This window comes from Chryseobacterium sp. L12, from assembly GCF_056133985.1.
Map to the genome: position 1 here is coordinate 87,913 of NZ_JBVYOF010000012.1, position 18,452 is coordinate 106,364.

17 protein-coding genes are annotated in these 18,452 nt (G+C 34.3%); 5 read left to right on the forward strand and 12 right to left on the reverse strand.

Annotated elements, in window-relative coordinates; translation table 11 throughout:
• Window positions 1-4 precede the first annotated feature (4 nt).
• Both AC0NBN_RS07195 and AC0NBN_RS07200 read left to right on the forward strand, forming a co-directional pair.
• A complete protein-coding gene (locus AC0NBN_RS07195) occupies window positions 5-1,219 on the forward strand; it encodes a phospholipase D-like domain-containing protein (protein ID WP_160812834.1) in 1,215 nt (404 codons plus the stop codon).
• Window positions 1,220-1,264: 45 nt separating this feature from the next.
• Window positions 1,265-2,893 (forward strand): hypothetical protein, encoded by a 1,629-nt coding sequence (locus tag AC0NBN_RS07200; protein ID WP_160812833.1) that lies wholly within the window; start codon window positions 1,265-1,267, stop codon window positions 2,891-2,893.
• 12 nt (window positions 2,894-2,905) lie between these two features.
• Here the strand turns inward: AC0NBN_RS07200 and AC0NBN_RS07205 are convergent, their stop codons facing one another.
• From AC0NBN_RS07205 to AC0NBN_RS07250, 10 genes are all read right to left on the reverse strand, one after another.
• A complete protein-coding gene (locus AC0NBN_RS07205; RefSeq protein WP_160812832.1) occupies window positions 2,906-3,607 on the reverse strand; it encodes an HNH endonuclease in 702 nt (233 codons plus the stop codon).
• A 2-nt stretch (window positions 3,608-3,609) separates the two neighbouring features.
• Window positions 3,610-4,920 carry an AAA family ATPase gene (locus tag AC0NBN_RS07210; RefSeq protein ID WP_160812831.1) on the reverse strand — a complete coding sequence of 437 codons (1,311 nt, stop codon included), beginning with the start codon at window positions 4,918-4,920 and terminating at the stop codon, window positions 3,610-3,612.
• Window positions 4,921-5,201: 281 nt separating this feature from the next.
• Window positions 5,202-6,041, reverse strand: coding sequence for a hypothetical protein (locus AC0NBN_RS07215; RefSeq protein WP_160812830.1), 840 nt, complete (start codon window positions 6,039-6,041; stop codon window positions 5,202-5,204).
• Window positions 6,042-6,079: 38 nt separating this feature from the next.
• On the reverse strand, window positions 6,080-6,223 hold the full coding sequence (locus tag AC0NBN_RS07220; RefSeq protein WP_474467716.1) for a hypothetical protein: 144 nt from the start codon (window positions 6,221-6,223) through the stop codon (window positions 6,080-6,082).
• 318 nt (window positions 6,224-6,541) lie between these two features.
• A complete protein-coding gene (locus AC0NBN_RS07225) occupies window positions 6,542-7,375 on the reverse strand; it encodes a hypothetical protein (protein WP_160812829.1) in 834 nt (277 codons plus the stop codon).
• 163 nt (window positions 7,376-7,538) lie between these two features.
• A complete protein-coding gene (locus AC0NBN_RS07230; RefSeq protein ID WP_160812828.1) occupies window positions 7,539-9,041 on the reverse strand; it encodes an ATP-binding protein in 1,503 nt (500 codons plus the stop codon).
• The gene (locus tag AC0NBN_RS07235) at window positions 9,031-9,576 is read right to left on the reverse strand and encodes a DUF4062 domain-containing protein (protein ID WP_160812827.1); all 546 of its coding nucleotides are present in this window, start codon (window positions 9,574-9,576) and stop codon (window positions 9,031-9,033) included. Before AC0NBN_RS07235 ends, AC0NBN_RS07230 begins: the two co-directional genes overlap by 11 nt.
• A 73-nt stretch (window positions 9,577-9,649) precedes the next feature.
• On the reverse strand, window positions 9,650-11,782 hold the full coding sequence (locus AC0NBN_RS07240) for a type IA DNA topoisomerase (protein WP_160812826.1): 2,133 nt from the start codon (window positions 11,780-11,782) through the stop codon (window positions 9,650-9,652).
• Between the two features lie 14 nt (window positions 11,783-11,796).
• Complete coding sequence (locus AC0NBN_RS07245) at window positions 11,797-13,260, reverse strand: DUF3945 domain-containing protein (RefSeq protein WP_160812825.1); 1,464 nt, start codon at window positions 13,258-13,260, stop codon at window positions 11,797-11,799.
• 98 nt (window positions 13,261-13,358) lie between these two features.
• A complete protein-coding gene (locus tag AC0NBN_RS07250; protein ID WP_160812824.1) occupies window positions 13,359-13,640 on the reverse strand; it encodes a helix-turn-helix domain-containing protein in 282 nt (93 codons plus the stop codon).
• A gap of 236 nt (window positions 13,641-13,876) precedes the next feature.
• Between AC0NBN_RS07250 and AC0NBN_RS07255 the strand changes: the two genes are divergently transcribed.
• Both AC0NBN_RS07255 and AC0NBN_RS07260 read left to right on the forward strand, forming a co-directional pair.
• The gene (locus AC0NBN_RS07255) at window positions 13,877-14,938 is read left to right on the forward strand and encodes a hypothetical protein (RefSeq protein WP_160812823.1); all 1,062 of its coding nucleotides are present in this window, start codon (window positions 13,877-13,879) and stop codon (window positions 14,936-14,938) included.
• 6 nt (window positions 14,939-14,944) lie between these two features.
• Window positions 14,945-15,709 carry a DUF2971 domain-containing protein gene (locus AC0NBN_RS07260; protein ID WP_160812822.1) on the forward strand — a complete coding sequence of 255 codons (765 nt, stop codon included), beginning with the start codon at window positions 14,945-14,947 and terminating at the stop codon, window positions 15,707-15,709.
• A 42-nt stretch (window positions 15,710-15,751) separates the two neighbouring features.
• Here AC0NBN_RS07260 and AC0NBN_RS07265 read toward each other — a convergent pair whose 3' ends face one another.
• Together AC0NBN_RS07265 and AC0NBN_RS07270 are read right to left on the reverse strand one after the other, a co-directional pair.
• Window positions 15,752-16,360: an alpha-ketoglutarate-dependent dioxygenase AlkB gene (locus AC0NBN_RS07265; RefSeq protein WP_160812821.1), complete on the reverse strand. Its 609-nt coding sequence runs from the start codon at window positions 16,358-16,360 to the stop codon at window positions 15,752-15,754.
• Between the two features lie 101 nt (window positions 16,361-16,461).
• Complete coding sequence (locus AC0NBN_RS07270) at window positions 16,462-17,241, reverse strand: LexA family transcriptional regulator (RefSeq protein WP_160812820.1); 780 nt, start codon at window positions 17,239-17,241, stop codon at window positions 16,462-16,464.
• A 61-nt stretch (window positions 17,242-17,302) separates the two neighbouring features.
• Between AC0NBN_RS07270 and dinB the strand changes: the two genes are divergently transcribed.
• Window positions 17,303-18,445: a DNA polymerase IV gene (gene dinB, locus AC0NBN_RS07275; RefSeq protein ID WP_160812819.1), complete on the forward strand. Its 1,143-nt coding sequence runs from the start codon at window positions 17,303-17,305 to the stop codon at window positions 18,443-18,445.
• The last annotated feature ends 7 nt before the right edge of the window (window positions 18,446-18,452 follow it).

Consider the following 18,452-nt stretch of genomic DNA (forward strand, 5'->3'; position numbering starts at 1 on the left):
AAAAATGAATGATAAAAACATAAAAATTATAACAAATAACGGATGTTCGGATTTTGAAGATCTCATGATGGATTTATCTGAGACAGCGGATTGTATTAAAATTGCAACCGCATTTTTTTCTGATACAAAATTAATTAGTACTTGGGTAGACCGTTCAAAAACGGTCGATTTACTGGTATCTTTACGCCCTCCAACGAATTATTATTCTCTGTTAAAGATATATTCGAAAAGGCATGTAAATATTCAGTTCTTAGGAAATGAGTTTCATTCTAAATTTTTTATATTTTATAAAGATTCCAAACCTTTTGCTTTTGTTATTGGATCATCTAATCTTACAGCTGGTGGACTTTATAAGAATATAGAGACCAATACGATAATTAGGGATGAAAATTATCTGAAAGAAATTGACAGGGAATTCTCAGCGCTCTGGAAGATTTCCTACCAGCTGCAGCCCACGGATCTGGACGGGCTTAAAATTATCTTTGATAAATTCGCAAAAAAAGCAGCGGATGAGAAAGCAGAGTTGGATGCATTTGAAACGGCGATTTTATCCGGTCGGTCAAAAAAAGAAGATAAGCCTCGAATCGGACGTCATGCAAAGGAACATCATATTTTCTGTGCTGCCGTTAATCAAATAAAGGCAATTGTATCTGAAATTTCTGAAAAGGAATATCCAGGCGTACCTATATATCTGGTTATTGATCATTTTTGGCATTGGGTCGTAGTCAAATGGGACAGAACTGATGTCCGTTTATACGTAGGTTCTGACAAGGAGCAAACGCTTCAGAAAATCTTTAGAGACTATTGCTCTTGGGATAAAAATGAAGATAATTATACGTACACCATGGCAGATAAATCTGCAAACATATTTGCTGCACTCCTGGCGGAAGATAAAATTGATTATTTAACAGACAGCGATGCTGTTACTATTATTTCAAATCTCCATTCCGGAGCAATGCGGACTAAAAGATTTGCAGCGGATAAAAAGTTCGTAGAGGAAAATTCTATTATGAAAATAAGGTCGTCTTTTAAATATCTTTTATATTCCAATGAAGATCTTGATCTGCGTATCCATAATCTTTACGCAAATCCAAAATATAAATTAAAGCAATTGAGTCTTTCCGGCATACAGGAATTAATCGGATGGGTGATGCCTGAGAAATATCCGATCAGAAATGAAAAAGCCAATAACGCCATAAAATTGCTGGGATACGCTTGAAGATCATAAATTATTAAATTGTAAAATCAAATTGTTGATACTTTTATGAAAAATCTTAACTCTAAACTCTTGATGACGGAAGAACTTCAGGAAATGAATTTTGCATCTGCTGTAAACGGAAACAGACTGAGAGGTTCTTATAATCCATTGCAATCTGTTGTGAGACTGCATGATGATATTCTTAAAGCGCTTGACAGAAATGATATGAGCTTTGAAAGGATTCAGGCTTTTTCAACTTATCTTCACGAGACCATTCACTGGTGGCAGCATGTGGGATCACATTTGGGGTTTATTACGAGTTTAAGCTATCCTGCACTCGCACATATTGCTCACCGGGATCTGAAAACTTTGGTGGATAGAAATGAAATTTATAAACCAATACTAGCGTATGATCAGTATTATTATTCCCAGACAGGGTCTTATAACAATATAGAAATCAACAGAATTTTAAATTATTATCATGATATAAGATTTGCTACTGCATACATCAGTAATAATGAGAACATCCGGTACATGCTCAAGGATAAACGGTTTTTTCTTAATATAGGTCATTGCTTTCACATGCTCTGGTCAATGTCCATAAATGTACTTTCCGTTTCTATTGATCCGCACTTTAATTTTCTTCCAAAAATCAAAGATTGGTCTCCTAAATTTCTTGAATTAGAGAGAAGTCAAATACCGGGATTTACAACGGACGCTGACGTTACCATATCCTCACTGGGTACTCACGCCATCTACGAAGGACAGGCAAGATTTAACCAGCTGCAATATCTTGCTATTGGATCCAGTGATTTATCATATGAAAAATTTGCAGAGATGGGAATGCTGCAGGGAATATATATTGAAGCTTTTGATCTTTTTTTAATGATAACAGGCATTGACCGTCCCACCAATTTAAATAACTCTGTAATCGGTTTGTTTTTATTGATATGCGATGTCGCTATCAATCCGGCGGAAGGTTTTCCTTCAGACATTATTGATTATAATTCTTTCATTATCTCCAATGACCCGGGTATGCGATTTACCCTGCTTTGCCAAAATGTTGCAGTGAATAAAGATAGATGGGAAAATGCTGTAAAGGATTATTCACGGGATGAATATGTTAAGTTATCCGAGGAACTCTGTGATTCAATTGTTTGTTTACCTCCGCTGATAGGAAGTGCAATTGCAGCAAGCTGGGCTGAAGAGCATACGGATGTGAAGAAGATGATGGCTGAGGAGGCTGATATGAAATTTAGTAATGAGAATTTAGTGATTCGTCTTTTTACTTCGAAATATATAAGATTTCAGGAAGATAAATTAAAGTATCCGAATATCTTTTGCTGGCCGGGAAAATCTATGACGGGTGAGCTAAGTAAAGAAATTGATCTTGAGACTGTAAAGAAAGTTTTTGAAAAGCATCAGGCTTTATTTACTAATGTAGTGGGTGGGGAGATCAGACCGACCTTGTATAAAGGAATTTCTGAAGAAAATATTATGGATACATTTAACTTTTTTTACATGAATAATACGACGTACGATATGACAATGAAATGGATAACGGAAATGGGAGCTTTTACATACGATTACCAATGGCTTTCGCCTCAGTATAATTCAGATGACGTCAAAAATTATGTAAGGAATAATTTTAAAGACGTATATTCAATCTATCCGGAAGAGATTAAAATACTGTAGCAAATCGAATTTCTACAATTCTGCAGTTCTTTTTACTGAATTACAGTTTGCATCGAAACATCCGGTGGCTGTGCCTTTGAACGAATTGATAATATGTCGCTTAGCTGATGGATAAGCATTGAATACCTGCATCCAGATGGAAAAGAAACCGTTATCAGAAACCAATAATCCTAACATCTCTTCGAATTCTGCAGCAGCGCCTTTTCCAGCAGCTAACTGGTAAAGTTTCAATGCCGCATTTGCCTTGACAAACGCCTCTTTGCGATTAAGCCACCGGCGGTCACTTGCTGTGGGATTATCAGGATAATTTTGTAATCCCACAAGATCCAACATATTTTTAGCCTTTGTCTTTAAAGAAGCAGGTAAAGACGGATGTACTTCTACTGTGCCATCTTTTTCATATTGAAAGGCAATATGGGTATTATGAACATCTGGCCACAGATAATCATCAAGAATAACTTCCTTCTTCCCTTTTGTCGAATTACAGTTGGTACATCCCAAAACAAAGTTTGTCCAAGCCAACTCTAATGTTGGATTTGAAATTTTCGGCCGTACGTGCTCAACAGCTAATGAAGCCGGAAGCTTTTGATTGCAGTAAGCACAATATTGACCCATCCGGTCAATAAGATCCCTTCGGGCATTCCCATAAGAGGTGTATACTTTGTCGCTACCGTCTTGATTTTTTGGTACAGGACCTCTTTCTATTGGACGCATAACTACTCCTTCTCTTTATTTATATTGTCTGATCCCAGTAAAGCCAGCCTGTTCATTTTCAGAAAAGCGGCTACAGCCGGGTCATTGATTTCTGCCTGCTCTTCCAGTTCATCTAATTGATCTTTCAAGGGATTACTGTCATCAAGCCCAAAATCATCTCCCAGATTAATTTTGTTAAGCAAATCTAAATAGTAGGTTGTCTTATCGAAAATCTTTTGAAACTCAAGACTGCGTGGTTCCACCTTCATGATATGAGAAGTGACTTCTTCTATGCTCATTTTATTGGGATCTTCCTCCACTACAGCATCAAGATTAATCAGTTCTTCTGCTTTAAGAGATTGTACGATAAATGGAGAGTGAGTCGTCGCAATAAACTGAATACAAGGGAAAGCCGTTTTAAGATCATTTACTACGCTCTGCTGCCATTTAGGATGAAGATGCATATCAATCTCATCAATCAAAACAATTCCTTTAGATTTTTTCACGGCATCAGCCCCTAAGTGAGGATTCAGAACGACACATCGATAAGCGATCTCAGCTACCATAGCAGCCATAGTTCGGAGTCCGTCACTTAAATAAAATAATGGAATAAATGACGATGTGCCCGATTCATCAGAAAGCTTTCCGCCTAAATCATCAGTGTCTTCATCCCATTCCAAAGGTGTCCAATTAGGTATACATATGTCTATAGCCTCTAAAACAGCATCCAGCAACACACTTTCAGTTCTTCCCTTTAGACTTTTATAATACGTTGACTTAATCCACTCCATTGGAGATTTTTTATCGGAACTGCTGTTTATACATCTGGCATATCCATCTCTCAGTCTGGAACCTTTTTTCTTTAGTTTGACAGTTTGCTTTGGCTCAACCCATAATCTTGATGTACTGAAAAAATTAATAACCGGTATATCAAGATCTTCCCTGAATTCGTCATTTACAGCCCTGTTAATATTTTCAGAAATCTTTATAATGTCGCTGGCATCTTTTGAATTTGTGCGGCTGGACGATGTTTTAGAACGCTTCCAAACGACTTCTTCATCATTAAAAGTTCCGTAGGCTTTTATACTGCATCCTTTTTGAGGAACGAATCTGTTTTGCAGATCAATACGTCTAACATCGTCTTTCTGAATATGATAACGTTCTGCTTCGTCAATACCCATCAGAAAAGTTGCAGCCGCAACTCGTAATCCCTGTAATATGGACGATTTGCCTTTTCCGTTCTCCCCAATAATAACAGTGAAATGTGAATGAAAATTGAAAGTTGAATTTTCAAAGTTTCGAAAGTTGATTAAATCTATCGTGTTGATTATCATTTAAAGACGCTATATTGTTCTGTAAATATTTTTATAATATCAACACAAATATAACGTATTACATTCAATATCGGAAGAGAACAACTTCTTTTTTACCTTTAAAAATATAATAACTGATATTCCAATTTTTTTTTTTTGAGAATTAGTTGAGAATTGTAGTTGATAACTTTTATAGTGGGCAGGTATACTACACTATGAAAACAGACTAAATTTAAAAACTCAAAGCTGTTACTCAATCAACTTTTAATAGCATTATAAGAACTGAACTTTTTTTACACTGATCATCTTACTTTCAGTTGTTCAATTAGTTCTAATGCCCATGAATTTGGAAATTTATTAATACGTTTATAATAGGGAAATTTTTCTGAAAGAATTTTTTTTGCCTGCGTATAATGTGTGGTCGTTGGTTTATCATCAAGATTAAAACCCAACTCAATGACCTCACTTTTCGTATAAGTTTTGCCCTTAACAGCTGTCATAATATAAAAATTAATTCTTTCTTCCGGAATCATAAAATAATCATCTCCAGTCTTTCTCTCATTTTTTAAGATGAAAAAATCGTTATACACCCTGAGATACTCGCTCAGATTAATTCTTTTCCTTTTTACAAAAGGGTTGGATTGATACATAATCTCAAGCCATTTGGATAAGGTGTCATTGTCTACCTCCCACTCTTTAGCAATTGCAGCCTGGCTGAATTGGATTTTCCTGTCAAAATACTTAAGTATGTCTTCCTTAAAATAAACAGGGGTTCTCTTTCTGATTGAAATGATTGTCAGAATATGCACATACTGTATAATAAAAAATCCAAAGAATAAATATAAATTCCTTTCACTGCTCGATATAAACCCGGTGACATCATCTAACTTTACAACAGCTGAGGATAAGTTCTTAAAATTAAATTCACTCATATTTATATCTGCGCCGTCCGGAGTATTTTCATTAAAATAATTTTTGAATCTGAGTACAAAATCGTTAAAATTATCAGGCAAACCGTTTTTATATTCATCAAAACGGTCTCCTATAAATTTTGGATAAACCAATGAAGAATACTTTTTATAGACAGGTGATTCTATAGAGTATTTATTTTGATTTAGATAGCTTAGAAATATTTCAATCATTTATAAAATTTTAAAAAGGACGCCATTACTGAAATCCTTTAGTTAGTGTGCTTCCCCTTCTTAGCAAGTAAACGTTGGACTTTTGCAGCAAAGCTGTCTTTTGGGGTTATTCCTCCATGTAAAAGAGCCGTTACTTTTTGAATTCTTTTTAAATCAGCTTGAGTAATTTGTTTTTTTGGCATTTTTTTAAGTTTTAAAATTCTTTTTACAAAGATATAGACCTTAAAAAAATGTTTAGAAAATATTCCCCGATAGCGATACGTGAAAATTTATTGTTAGTACGAATATAATCAGGTTTTTCTACAATAAAGAATTAATATGAATCACTCTCTGGGTTTTGATTTGATTCAGCTAAATCTTCACTGCACGGGTTGATACAAAAAATGGAATATGAAAATGTGGTGATTAAAAAGTCAAAAATTCCTTATCGAATATAATGAAAGCTTAGCTTAAAGGTTTTGAATAATGGAAAATTCTATATAGTATCTCGTATGTTTTTTTTAGACTGGAAAGTAAATACGCCATTTCTTGTTATATGATTTTTTCGTCATGTTATACTCCAGATAAAAATCAAATTCTTGTTCATACTCTAAGAAGGGTTCATATTGACTTTCCTCATATCCTGACTGTTCCAGGTAATAACCTATAGCTTGGTAATATGGGTATGTAAAATTCATTTTTGAATAATATTCATATAGCGTTTCTGTATTAAGCCTTCCTTTTGCAGACTTAAACGCTTTTAGTACTTTTAGTGACCCACCTGCATAAAAAGGACGGACTGCACAATCAATTAAAGTTCTTTCTAAATCAGCAATATAACATTGTTTAGATTTAATAACTCCTCTACCATCCTGAAACTGTCCGCTAATAATATTGATTTGATGACCTCTTATTGTTCTTTTCTTTGTTGTTATCCTTGGATCTTTCTTAAATGATTCATCTATTGATTGCTGTGTCAACAAATTTTGTGATTGCTGGTCATAAGGTTTTCTTTCTTTAACCATAAAAATATCATAGGAAAGTTCATCTACCAATGAGTGCATAAATAATGCAGTTTGATAGCTGAAAAACGAAAATCTTGAAAATGCAGAAAATATTTCTAAAATATTCGCGTCAGTGCTGAAACTGTATAGATTGGGTGTTCCTAAAAATTTTTCTTTAACAAATTTGTCAAGTATAAAATTCTTTACCTCTTCCCTATTGCGACTTTTTAAACCTCTATTATCTTTAATTAAAGCAAGAACATCATTTAGTTCACTTTCATTAATAACAGAGTGAGTAATTTTTGCAATATAGAATTCCATTATTGGTAAGTAATAATCTAAATTTTTCATTGCAACTTCAAGTAGCTGAATTCCAAATACTTAAATAACCATAAGGTATTTTACGGCTTCAGAATTACATATATGTAATTCTGAAGCCAAAGTTACATTATTTTTTTTAAAAAGTCAAGCAGTTTTTTAAATGCTCAGTATATCAAACTAAGTGCATCAATTATTACTTTTTTAGTGCATCAAATTGTTTTTTTAGTGCATCATTTAAGGCGTATTCTCTATACTTATCTGAACCTATTCTTGTAATTATATTAACTGCATTTAATAATAAAAGATCTCTTTGAATTGTGGCTCTGGAGCTGTCAAAATGCGCTACTAAGTCTTTCAGAGAGACTGAATCTTGAGTATATATAAGTTTAACTGTATATTTTAATCTAGTTTTTACTGCATCATTTACTGCATCATTTACTGCATCATCTACTGCATCATTTACTGCATCATCTACTGCATCATTAATAACATAAGTATCCTTAGTATTATTAACTGTCTTATCTGACTTACTACCAATATTGGCAACAGGACCGTAAAAAGTTAATACAACCTCATTACTTTTATTAGTCCACTTAGGCTCTCTAAGTCCCGAAGCTTTACATTCTTCAATAATTTTAACTGTTCCACGTCCTAATTTATCAATATAACCCAACAAAAACACAATTTGTGCAATATCTGGATTTGCTGGAAATGATCGATGATTTTTCCTTAAATCAGCAATTTTCATTTCTTCAGGTAGATTACCACTGTTCGCAATTACAAAAGAACCGGGATAAATTGAAATAGTCAGATGACTGTTAAATCGGCTATAATCTCTATGAATTAAAGCATTTATAATACCTTCTTGCAAGGCTTTAACAGGATATTTAAAATCATGACGTTTCCATTCATCATGTGAGAATATACTTTTTGTTCCCATACCGGAAACAAACTTCTCTAACCTCTCTCTAATAACAAACAGATTTCCTTCAATCACTTCATCTCTTACTAAACTGTCCCCGGTTTTATTGCTTGGATATTCAGTTAAGCGTACTCGGGTTTGTGGTAAAAACTGCCCGGGGTTTTTAGCAAAAAGTACAATACATGCGTTAGAAAATGAACCATTATTAAATAACCCATAGTGGCTTAAAAATTCTAATTCATCTTCTCCTTGATAACTGCTTCTATTATTTGCTTTGGCATCAGTCATTACAGATCGTAGACCTTTAAGATCTAAATCTTCCCATTCAAAACCTAAAGAAGCTTGTCTTTCCCAATGAAGTTCATTTTTTTGGCGATCATGTATCAATACTGAAAGCTCTTGAGAGTCAGCTTTATCAGTAAATTTTCCTTTTCTGTAATAAATGTTTCCATTAAATATGTAAGGCTGTCTTGTTCCTTCCCAAACTTTAAATATTAAAAATGAATTATCATTGATTAATTCCTCAAATATTTCAATAGGACTTTCCGGAACAATTGAATTAATTAGAAAAGACTTAATCTCATTAAGACTGTACTGATTGGAAATGCCTTTAAGTTTACCTGAATCAGTAACTCCTACAATTAGATTTCCTCCTTTATGATTTAATAGACTTGAGAGAATTATAGCAATCTGATCTAAATCTAAATCTTCAAGAAATGCTAAGGTATTACTCTGTCCTTTTTGAACTAAATTTTTAAGATTACTATTTTCCATTTTTTAAATCATTTAAATCTTTTTCAAATCTTGGGTAATCTTCAAATAAAGTTTTAATAAACGGACTTCCATCTAATTCATACTTACTGAATTCCTGTGTCCACAATCTATTTTTTAAGGGAAGCCCATGCCCTATCGCTAAATTGTACATTTCTATAACTTCCAAACTGTCTAAAACAGTAGTTTTATCTAATCTAAATCCTGTTCTATTTCCGTGCTCGTCATACATAAATTGCCTAAGTAAAGTTCGTAAAAACGGAATATGTGAATGAGCTAAAAAACCTCTTGGCTTATTCAGTTCAACCGCTCTGATAAACTCTTTATGAGTAATTCCCGAGCCATAATAAGGAAAAATAACACCAAAAAAGAAATCGCATTCTTCTACAGCAGCTAAACAAGATTCTTCGGGAGACAAACCTGGCTTTGAGTAAATAGTTCCCATATGCGAACAAAGAACCTTATATCCAAACCTTTCCAAAGTAGCATATATTGATTCAATAATATGCTTACTGCCATGCACAGTAGAGGAAAGCATTATTTTGATTTGAGGTTTTGGGGGCATATGCAACTGATAATATTAGTTTGTAACAAATATAAGTTAAATCTAATTATTTCTTTGAAATTGGATTTATAAATTCAAATGTTGTTGTCAGATTATCTTTTAATAATATATATGCATCAAAATTTTTCCCGTTTTTAGTTTTCAGATTTTTGATAAGTGGTGTTTTACTTTGGGTAAGTAAAGAGGTAATATATTCTGTACTAAGTTGTACTCCGCAAATATTTCTGAATAGCAGCCATGAACAGTTTTCATCCGGACATTTGATTATTTTTTCTCTGATGATCAGGTTTTGATTTTTACACTTGGGACATTGGAGATTTGAAATACTTTCTTGGGGAATTGATAATGCTAAAAGTTCCTTAGTGATTTCATTCGTGTAATTCTTAATGTCTGTCATAAATTGTTCAGGATTGTATTCTCCTTTTTCAATTTTATCTAAAGTTATTTCCCACTCTGCCGTCATTTGTACATTGGCTATTTTTTTATCTCTAACCAGATTGTAAACTTTTAAACCTTTCTCAGTCGGTACTAAAGCTTTATTTTTTCGAATGATGTAGTTTCTGGTAAGCAGGGTCTCTATGATGGAAGCTCTGGTAGCTGGAGTACCTATACCGATATTTGAAATCGCTTTCAGTTGTTCTTTATTTTCGATCAGTCGTCCCGCGTTTTCCATTGCTGACAAAAGATCTGCTTCACTATACAGTTTGGGAGGTTGGGTTATTTTTTCCTGTAAATTTGCCTGAGAAATTTTAAGCTCATCTCCGATTTTGAATTCGGGAAGGTTGACAAGCTTCTCATCTGTACTATTTTTATTAGAATTCATTGTGTCATCGGTATCATTTCCATGGATATCTGATAGAACTCCTTGGATAGCCCGCCAGCCTTGAACCAGTATTTTTGAACCTTTGATGTTAAATTCATAATGGTGAACTTTAACCGTAATGTGGGTAATCTGCTTGGAGCAATGCTCTGAAAGGGATTCAAGTAGACGGTAAGCAATCATATTGTAAATGGCTTTCTCAGTTGCGGTAAGTGCGGATGGAATTTTAGTGGTGATTAGAATCCCGTGATGGTCCGTCACCTTGAGGTTATTAACCATACGTTTGCTGAAATTACCGAATTTGAGTGTTGAAACAGCAGACTTGAATTGGTCAGTTGTGTTTAACATTCTTACCAATTCAGGGATATCCGTCCAAAGGTCTTCAGGAATATATTTACTTCCCGTCCTCGGATAGCTGATGAATCTTTTTTCGTAAAGAGCTTGTGCAGTTTTCAGAACCTCGTCAGCTGAAAGTCCTAACTTTCGGTTAGCTTCTTTCTGAAGTTCTGTAAGATCAAAAAGTAAGGGAGAGGTTTCTTGAACGGTTTTTATAGATATATCTTCAATGATGGCTCTACCTTCGCGTTCAATAGATTTTAAAACCTGTTCAATTTGCTTTTTATCTTCCCATTGCTGGATGGATTGGCTGGTAAAATCTAAATATTCCTTCCGGTGTTTCAACTGGATTTGCCAGTATTTCCTGCGGGTGAAGTGGTTGTGCTCTTCATACCTTTTACAGATTAAAGCCAGTGTTGGTGTTTGCACCCTGCCTAAGGAATAGACATCCTGATTGGCAGCAATGCTCAGCGCTTGGGTTGCATTGATCCCAACTAACCAATCCGCTTCGCTTCTGGCTTTAGCAGCAAGATATAAACCTTCGAATATAGAACCGGGTTGTAGTTTTTTAAATCCTTCCTGTATAGCCTTTTCAGTAAGTGAACTGATCCAAAGTCTTTGAAAAGGTTTATCACACTGAAGGTATTGATAAATGTACCGGAAGATGAGCTCTCCCTCTCTTCCTGCATCGGTTGCTACAATAATACTGCTGCATTTATTGATGACATTTTGAATAATCTTTATTTGTTTGAGTGCAGAAGAATCAGGCTGATGGCCTTTTTGACTCTGTTTTTTTATCGACCTTGGCACTAATAGGAATGGTGCGGGAAAGATAGGTAAAGAGGCTTTATCAAAACCTCTTATACCATAATCTTCCGGCATTCCCAATGATACTAAATGACCTAATGCCCAGGTAATACAGTATCCGTTTCCTTCAATGTAACCTTCCATTTTTTCTCTGGCATTGAGTATTTGTGCAATCTCTCTTGCAACGCTTGGTTTTTCGGCGATAATGGCTTTCATAACTTTAGATTTATTTACATTTTACGTCCTCTGGATTTTACAGGTTTCTTTTGCTGTTCCGCTTCCTGCTGTTTATTTACGGGCTGCTGCTGTTTAGACTGAAGCGGTTCTTTGATATTTTTAGTGGCTTCATTGGTTTTACCATCAGTATTAACTGCTTTCTGAGTTTTGTGATCTTCCGATGGCTGAGCTTTTTCTTTTAGCTTATTGGGATTGGTAAAAGAAAAATCTGTTTTGGAAGTGTCTTTGTTGAAAGTAATATAGCCCTGATATTCTTTGCCTTTTCCGTCTACAAGTCCACTGACATAAACGGTCTCACCTGCTTTGAATTTCTCGTATTGCTTATCATCCAGCTCTTTATCTCTGAACACTTTCGGTGCTTCGCCTTGAGTATTTTGGCTCTGCTCGTTGGTTATATTTTGTTCTTTGCTTTGCTGCTGATTATGCTCTTGCTTTTGATTGTTGTTGAAGAGAAATTCAACATAGCGTTTATCGGCATTGAACTGTACCGTAGCATCAAATGAAGCACCTTTAGTAGAGGTCATTCCCTCCAGATAAAGAGGTTTCCCTTCCAGCAGGGTCTGCTTTTGGTGCTCATCCAGCTTTACACCTTTAATTTCATCCGGGATTTTCATATACTCTGACCTGTATGCAACCAATTCATTGGTAAGCCGGTCACGGCTGATAACGGAAGGGATGATTTCGTTGGTTTTGGGATTGACTAAGTCTACTACCCTTCCCATATTACCACTTTCTCTGAGATTTTTCTTGTCTTCGTCACTGAATTCATGTCCAAGGAACTTAAGATTGAAATTGGGTTCTCTGCGGATTCCGTGAAGATGTACAGCAACCTGACCTGTATCTCCCGTTTGAAGTGACAGTCTCACATCCATTTTACTGACCGCAGTTCCGAGATTGATTGTAATGGGGATTAAATTATTGGTCTTATAACCTCTGAGTAAAGAATCCATCGCATTCATCTTCTCGAGCTTTTCCTGATTAAGTCCGAACTTTTCCATCGTTTTCCAGTCGATCTGCTCTGGCTGAAAACGGTATTCCTGATTGTCTGTGTTATTTTCCATTGTATTCTGATTTTTTAATGGGTTAATATTTTTAGGTAATATTTCATATTCTTTCAGTTTTTCTTTTTCTTCAGGAGATGCCTGATCCACATATTGCTGAAGGTCTTTTGCTGTATTGATTGCATCATATTCTGAAACTTTGAAAAAGTTGAAACGGGAAGGATTTTTAAGCTGTCTGTAAAAATTGGAAAAGAAGTTGGAAAACAGATCACCATGCTTATCTACACGAATGAATGGCTCATTGCCTTTCTGATTCTCACGAGAAATTTTTTGAAGATGTCCATCTTTATCAACCCCTTTAACCATCTCAACTCTATTGCTGTCTTTGTCAAGAACCAACAGTGTATCCGATGCAGGCTTGATTTTATCAGCTTCCTTTTGTGTGACTTCATCCATAAAAATAAATTTTAATGGGACAAAAGTAAATTCATCACTACGGACATTCTCAAGATAGATTTACATGAGCTTATTTGGCAACCTCTGTCTTAGTTATACTAAGAACTTAAACAATCTCTGATAAGCTGATGGACATCAGAAAGTTTATAATACAACTTTCCACTGATTGTATAGTAGGGTAACTTCTTACTGGTGCGGTAGCGCTGCAAAGATCTTGAGCTGATTTTTAGCAATTGCAGGACATCTTGATTATCGAGCAGCTGCTCACCATCTATCTCAATAAATCTGGATTGATTATTGGCTATTTGTTCTTTCAGAATGTCAAATCTTTCCATAATCCGTTCCATCCACACAATAAATTCTGTTCTTTCGATATTCATAACTGTAATTTTTAATGTTAATTTTTTTTTGAACAGTTGATCAACTTTATTGTGGTAAAATTGGATAATGAACATCAGATAAAATCACTATCTTTTCGTAGTACCGAAAAGATTTTCACAAAAAATAAAAAAAGAACTGGAATCTGATTGATTTCCTTTAACATACAATCTTTTAAATTTGTCGTGAATGATAAATAAGGGTTATTTTAGAGGATAGATAAAATATTATCTAAAACATGGAAGAAGAAATTGCAAACGAAAACGTTATTTTTCTAAACGATATTTTAGAAGAAGCTTACAAAGATTATGGTTCGATTCAGCTTGACGAATCTGAAACAAAAGAACTTCTGTATACAAGCAAAATTCATTTACACTCATTTTCGGAAAACAGGAAGTGCTCTGTAAAGTACTGTAGAAAAAAAGCGGTAAAATCGCATTTATTTCAGGAATCACTTCTTAGAAAAAATGCTCACAATGGACATTATCTTTATCCTGCAGCTGATTTAGATAAAAGAAAAATTAAGATCAGTAAAGTCGGAATAAATAAAGCCCTGACGTTTCCTGGATTTTGTGAATTCCACGAGAATATGTTTGAGTATGAAAAAAAAGAACAACTGGAATATGAGCATGAATTACAGACATTAATCTATAAAGCAATTTGTTATCATCATGTCTATTGGGACATCGTCTTAAAAAAAACTGAAAACAGTGTAGAGAAACTTATTAAGAAAAGGCAGGAAAAGTTTGAAAAATTTACTAATGGAAAATATAGAAGTTTATTCAATTTACTGAGCATAGAATTTAAAGACTTTCATTTTGCAGATTCCAGACACGAAGATTTTGAACAACTTTTAAAACAAAGAAAAAAGATAGTAAATGACGCTTTGAAATTCAAAAGACTGATTTGGCAGGATATTATTTTAGATAAGGAGGAAAATTTAAAATCTCATATTATTGAAATGGATAAAGTGATTCCAATTTTCTTTTGTTACTTGGGGAATTTAACGATTAAAAATGAGGACTTATCATTTGATGATAACGCATGCCTGATTATTCATCCTTTTAAAGAAAGTACAAAGCTAATTTTCACAACAAAAAATGAAAATTTCAGTACTCTTAAAAAACTACTGGATCGATTAGATATAGAATCGGCACTGCATTTTGTTTTGTCATCTCTTTTATACGTATCAGATAATTGGTTGATTAATGAAGAATTTTATAACAAATATTTACCTGTTAAATTAAAAGAAGCTCTTGAATCAGCAAATTTTTTACCTTTAAAACCAAATACAATATAACAAGAGATGATAGATAATACAATTATAAAAAACTTTCCCAAATCATTTACTGATAAAGATTTTAATATTCCAATTTACAGATGTATTCATTTTGAAAGACTTCTGGAGATGTTGTTGCATAAGAATATCGTATTGGTGAAAACTAAGAATTGGGAAGATCCTTACGAAAACTTTTTATTCAAATCTAAAATTAAATTTGGAGAGCACTTTACTTCATTGAACGCTTTTACAGACTCCCTTTATGGTCAATGTTGGACAATGAAAAAAGAAACTGATGCAATCTGGCGAATCTACTCACCCATGAAACAAGGTGTGGTGATCAAAACAAAGCTTTCAAAACTTTCTAAAGCTGTATATGATTCAGAAACCTTATTAGTGGACAGATTCGACACAAGACAAAAAGCTATTGCACCAGTGACTTATTATTCAAAAAATAAAATGAAAAATATAATAAGTAAATACACCTCTCAAATATTACCTGATCCAACAATGGCCTTTAATTCCTTATTTATCAAAAGAGATGAATTCAGGCACGAGCATGAAGTAAGAATAATAATTCAGAAAAGAGGTCAAACTGAAGATGATTTTTATAAAAACGGTGAAAGAAAATTTGTTAAGCTTCCCATAGATCCAAATGATTTTATAGAAGAAATATTGTTAGACCCTAGAATCAATATAAATCAGGAAAATCTGTATACCCATATATTTAAATCTGCAGGTTATACTGGAAAAATTAAAAGATCTAATTTGTATGATAACAACATATACTAATTGTTATTAAATTTTATTTCCCCCTATATAATTAATATGCCTTTATGAAGCACCGATTAATCGAAAAGTCAAATTGATACGGGGTTTCATAAGAACTGTAGACTTGGCAATCCTATGTTCCCAGTTTTCCTGTAAATCACCTTTCATGATGAGTAGTGAACCGTGAGGCAAGGGTAAGCTGTATTTGCTTTGATGATGGTCTTTTTTTCTGAAATCAAAATTTCTGGTTTCTCCGAGACTGATTGAAGCGATGACAGGTCGTTTACCATAGCGGCTTTCTTTATCTCTATGCCAAGCAACTGAATCATTGTTGTCACGGTAAAGGTTAAGTAAAACACCATTGAACTGATAGCCAAATTCTTTTTCAATTCTTTCTTTTAAAAACAGGAGTTCAGGAGTCCATGGGTTAGCACCGGAAACATTTCCATCTAAATCATAGGAATTATTATCGCCATACCATGCGGTGAGACGTGGTGTTAATACTGTTTTGTCATACATCTTCTGAGTACGCTGTTCCCAAGGCACAGTGTCAAGAAGTTGAACTTTCAAAAGATCTGCTTCCTCTCTGCTCAGAAAATTCTCTTTGTATTCCAAAAGGTCTTTTGGAAATTCATAAAATTCTTCTGCATCAAATAAACTCAGCTGGCTCATTATTATTTTCTTATAAAATATTTAAATTTGATCTGTCCCGTATAAATGGGATTTTTTTCATCATTGTGTTTTTTACTTCCCTTCGACGAAGTTTTTTTTCTCTATTGATTTAATTTCAGAAGACTGTTTTCCAGATTGCTGATACTTCTCTTCGCTTCTTTCAGCAAATTTTTCAGATTGGCTTCATCAGGAAAAGAATGCGGTTTATAATCCTGTGGTAATATTCCTCTTACATAACGCCATACTTCAGCTATATCTTCCAAAGTAATATCATATGGTTCATAAAATGAATTATCTGCAGACACTGTAATAATTTTTTTATTTCTTCTGATAAACGTTTTGTAGGTAATTCCATCATTAGTCACAAAAATATATTCCTTATTGGGTTTTAAGTCTTCTAATTTTTCAACATATTCACCAATAATAATCGACTGGTCTGCGAATGGAGGCATTGAATCACCATCTGCCAAGAAAGCCCTGTACTTTCCGTTCTTTAAAAAAGGAAGCTGCATTTTTTGAAGGCTTTCAATGAATTCAGGATCACTGAATCCTTTCAAATAACCCATAGAAGCTTTCTGCGGAACAATTTCTATGAAATTACTTCCGTCAGAATCTACAACAACAGGCAACAAAATTTTATTCCCGGGAAGATTAACCATCTCTTCCAATGGAAATTTCCTGATATCTACAGTGACCAAAAGATCAATACTGATATTGAAATACTTCGATATCCTAATCAATACCTCAATGGGAGGCTCAGCAGCTCCATATTCATAAGAAACATATCTGGATCGGGTCAGAATAAGTTCTTCAGCCAACTTGTGTTGGGACAGCTTTTTTCTACCTCTCAAAAACACGATGTTATCTGCAAAAATTGACATTGTCATAATTTATGACAGCAAAAATACAAAAATTGTTTAAAAACGTAACTAATTTTGTAAAATGGAACGAGCGATTGCACATATGGATTTGGATACATTCTTTGTTTCCTGTGAAAGGCTTAAAAATTCTGAACTGAAAAATAAGCCTATTATCATAGGAGGTGGAGATCGTGGTGTAGTGGCATCCTGCTCGTATGAAGCCAGAAAATTCGGAGTGCGTTCTGCTATGCCTATCAGGATGGCAGAACGTCTGTGTCCCGAAGCAAAAGTGATTAAAGGTGATATGGAATACTACTCCAATATGTCGCATGTAGTAACAGAAATCATTCAGGAGAAAGTTCCTGTAATGGAGAAAGCCAGTGTAGATGAATTTTATCTTGATCTTTCGGGAATGGACAAGTTTTTTGGCTGCTACCAATGGACAACTGAGATTGCGGATGCAGTGAGGAAAAACACAGGTTTGCCTATCAGTTTTGCACTGTCTACCAACAAAACGGTATCAAAAATAGGAACCGGGGAAGCAAAGCCTGCAGGAAAAATGGAATTAAAGCCTCAGTTCATTCAACCGTTTTTAAATCCTTTGTCCATCAGAAAAATTCCTATGGTCGGTAATGTGACTTTTGAATTGCTTTCAAGGCTGGGGGTTAGAAAAATAGAAACATTATCTCAAATGCCTGCTGATATATTGCAGCAATTGATTGGAAAAAATGGAATTGAGCTTTGGAAAAAAGCCAACGGCATTGATAATAATCCGGTCGTTCAGTATTCAGAAAGAAAATCAATATCTACGGAAACAACTTTTGCAGTTGATACTATAGATATCGATAATATAAGAAGTATTCTTTCCGGAATGGTGGAACAGCTATGTTATCAGCTAAGAAACGAAAAATGGCTGACCTCGACAGTTTCGGTCAGGATTCGATATGCCAATTTTGATACAGAGACCAAACAATGTAGAATTCCCTATACCTCAGCAGATCATACCCTTTTAAAATATATTTTGGAATTGTTTAAGAAAGTATATACTCGAAGGATGAGAATTCGTCTAGTAGGTGTCAGGTTTACAGGTCTTGTCCATGGAAGTCATCAGATGAATCTGTTTGAAGATACGGAAGAACTTATCTCATTATATCAAACTCTGGATAAAATTAAAGACCGGTTTGGAGCTAAAAGTGTAGGAAGAGCTTCAGGCTTTATAAATTAATGAATTG